Origin of the sequence: Daejeonella sp., from assembly GCF_037719425.1 — a bacterium.
GTDB lineage: Bacteria > Bacteroidota > Bacteroidia > Sphingobacteriales > Sphingobacteriaceae > Daejeonella.
Map to the genome: position 1 here is coordinate 28,224 of NZ_JBBJNI010000030.1, position 2,792 is coordinate 31,015.

2 protein-coding genes and 2 pseudogenes are annotated in these 2,792 nt (G+C 42.6%); 1 reads left to right on the forward strand and 3 read right to left on the reverse strand.

Going from position 1 to position 2,792, the window contains the following annotated elements; all coding sequences use genetic code 11:
* Positions 1-288 (forward strand): annotated as a pseudogene (locus WKF69_RS06155) (class I SAM-dependent rRNA methyltransferase); the annotation flags it as partial.
* 147 nt (positions 289-435) lie between these two features.
* Here the strand turns inward: WKF69_RS06155 and WKF69_RS06160 are convergent.
* From WKF69_RS06160 to WKF69_RS06170, 3 genes and pseudogenes are all read right to left on the reverse strand, one after another.
* Complete coding sequence (locus WKF69_RS06160) at positions 436-1,218, reverse strand: TerC family protein (protein WP_340380432.1); 783 nt, start codon at positions 1,216-1,218, stop codon at positions 436-438.
* 101 nt (positions 1,219-1,319) lie between these two features.
* Positions 1,320-2,582 (reverse strand): hypothetical protein, encoded by a 1,263-nt coding sequence (locus WKF69_RS06165; protein WP_340380434.1) that lies wholly within the window; start codon positions 2,580-2,582, stop codon positions 1,320-1,322.
* Positions 2,563-2,792: pseudogene (locus tag WKF69_RS06170) on the reverse strand (hypothetical protein); the annotation flags it as partial. The pseudogene WKF69_RS06170 and the gene WKF69_RS06165, both read right to left, overlap by 20 nt.

The following is a 2,792-nucleotide window of genomic DNA, read 5'->3' on the forward strand; positions in this document are numbered from 1 at the left end:
CCTAAATATGCGCCATCCCGTTCGACGTTAACGAAAGCTTCAAGAGCGTATAAAGACCTGAACCGCCTTGCTATGCTACTGTTAAACGATGGCGGGCTGCTGGCGACCTTTTCTTGCTCGGGCGCTGTAGATGTTGCCACTTTTAAGCAGATTCTCGCCTGGGCGGCCCTGGACGCTGGAAAAGAAGTTCAGTTTATCGAGCAATTTGCACAGACGTCGGACCATCCCGTAAGGTCATCGTTCCCGGAAGGAGAATATTTAAAAGGGGTGTTGTGCAGGGTAAGTTAGAACCAGGAACAAAGAACCAAGAGCCAGGACAGAGGCTGTTCATACCAAGTGCATCCTTGATTGTGGGATATCTGCCGGCATCCTATGAATCCATTAATCCTACTCCCGCATATGCGGGACCAATCCTGACAACCAGGGAAAAATATCCTAATCTTTCTCACCCGGCACATTCTTAAGCTTAACCGGCTTCGCGGCACCTCGCTTCATTTTAAGGTTGAGCATTTCGACTAACACCGAGAAGGCCATCGCGAAGTATATATAACCCTTCGGTATATGCTGTTCAAATCCTTCCGCAAGAAGCGAAACGCCTATGAGAAGAAGGAACGATAAAGCCAGCATTTTAACAGTAGGATGTTTATTTACAAAATCACTTATGCCTCCGGCGGAAAGCATCATGACAGCAACGGCGATTATAACTGCAGCTATCATAACCCCGATATGATCGGCCATACCGACAGCAGTTATCACTGAGTCCAGGGAGAATACGATATCAAGCAGCAATATTTGAATAATAACGCCGGTAAATGTTACTACAGCCTTTGTTTGAACGGCGTGTTCATCACCCTCCAATTTCTCATGAATTTCACGTGTGCTTTTATAAATAAGGAACAGTCCCCCGATAATGAGGATTAGGTCCCGCCCTGAAACCGAAAGCTTCTCATGCCACTCCCCTTGTGTCAGGCCTATCCATTCGCCCACATTGAACAGCGGAGTTGTCAGGGTCATGATCCACGTAAGCGAGAGCAATAACAATACCCTGGTAATCATCGCTAGCGCAAGGCCCACTTGTCTGGCTTTTTTCTGCTTGCTCGCCGGAAGTTTAGAAGCCATTATCGAAATAAATATGATGTTATCTATTCCTAGCACAATTTCAAGTACTGTCAGGGTTACAAGAGATATCCAGATCTCAGGATTCGAAAGCCATTCCATAGTTTAGAGTTTCAGCAAAAGTAAATATTTGCACTAACTATAAACAAAAAAACCTCCCGGAAGTTCCAGGAGGCTTTAATATAAATTCTAACCGTCAGAATTTAAAGGAATTTTACACCCGCATAAGTGGATTTAATTATGATTCGTGAGTCAGAACCTTTGCCCAAACTTCCTTTATAATACTTGGTTGGATTCCATCCCTTTGATGTACCTGATCCTGTTAAATCATTTTGCAGGCTGACTTTTGCATTACCGTAGTTGAAGTCATTATAGCTTACTGTTACATCATAATCAATATTAGCAGTCTCATCAATTCCCAAAACAACTCCTGCATAGGATGAGTTTATAACTAAATTCTTCACATTCCTATCAACGTCATCTATTTTCAAACCTCCCCCATAATTTAGGTTAAAGGTTCCACCGTTCGTCAGTTTGTTAATTTTTGCACTACAGTACTTCACTGACGCAGTGACATTCTCTGCATGTGCGAGCTTCAGACCACCCCCATATGCAATCTCTAAATTGCCATTTGAATAATTTTCCATCGTAGCGGACCCATAAGTCACTTTTACCCGATTAGCGGGATTATCAAGTTTGCCAGCCGAAAAAGGACCGTAAGAAGTCCGAATATTCAGCGGTCCGCTAAAGTCAGGCAACTCTGTTCTGCCGTATGAGTTATTAATATCCAATGGGTTTTTCGACGGCATATAGATTACATAGTTCACCTGAACTCCACGGCGCTCTTCTTTTCCATTTTTAATTCTCGACCAGAAATTCATTGAAGTCTTTCCGAAAGAAGTCCTGAAGTTTATTAAGTCACCCTGGCGAGCATCTGTAATTATCACGCTTTCTAAAAGTTCCTGGGCGCTACTTTCTGTTGACTCAAATGCCTTAATTTCTATATCTACTTTAGTCTCATTTTTAGCCCAGGTATGCACAGTAATATTTCCATACTGGTTACTTATCGCCAGTTTATCATTCTTATCAACAGCATACGTCTTGCTAATAATCTTTGTTTTTTCAGCCGTTCCAACGTACCCTCCCTGAGGTTCAGGTAGATCCGGATCGCGCCTATTGCCGATAATTATTTCTATGTCGCCTACTTCGCGCTCAATATTTTCTACTTCGCGGCCCACCTCTTCGGCCACGGTGCCTATTGCAGCTCCTACCTTTTCGAAATCAATCTTCTTTATCTCGAAAGCAACCGTTCTGAAAAGATTAGAAATTTCGTCTGAGATTGTTCGGGTGTCAATTCTGATGGTGGTGCTTTTATTTGTCTTGGTTTCGGATTGGCCGTATGCCACGTTTGCAAAAAGAAAGCAAAAAGCGACCAGCATTACATTCTTAGATCTGTTGTGTTTCATTTTTATGTTCCTTTTTAACATTATTAATCTGTTGAATAATATTGAGCTGCTGATTTAACAATTCGGTCTGGATTTGCAGGTTCCTGATCATTGCTTTAACCGTTTCCTCCTGATTAGGACTCGCCGGTAAATCACTCTTCAATTTTTGATAGCTCGCATCCATTTTCCGGATCTCTGAAGAAAACTCGCTGTAAAGCTGCGGTTCTTCTT

Coding starts and splice junctions, on each gene's coding strand:
- WKF69_RS06160 (WP_340380432.1), bottom strand. CDS start 1,218: ATGGAATGGCTTTCGAATCCTGAGATCTGGATATCTCTTGTAACCCTG.
- WKF69_RS06165 (WP_340380434.1), bottom strand. CDS start 2,582: ATGAAACACAACAGATCTAAGAATGTAATGCTGGTCGCTTTTTGCTTT.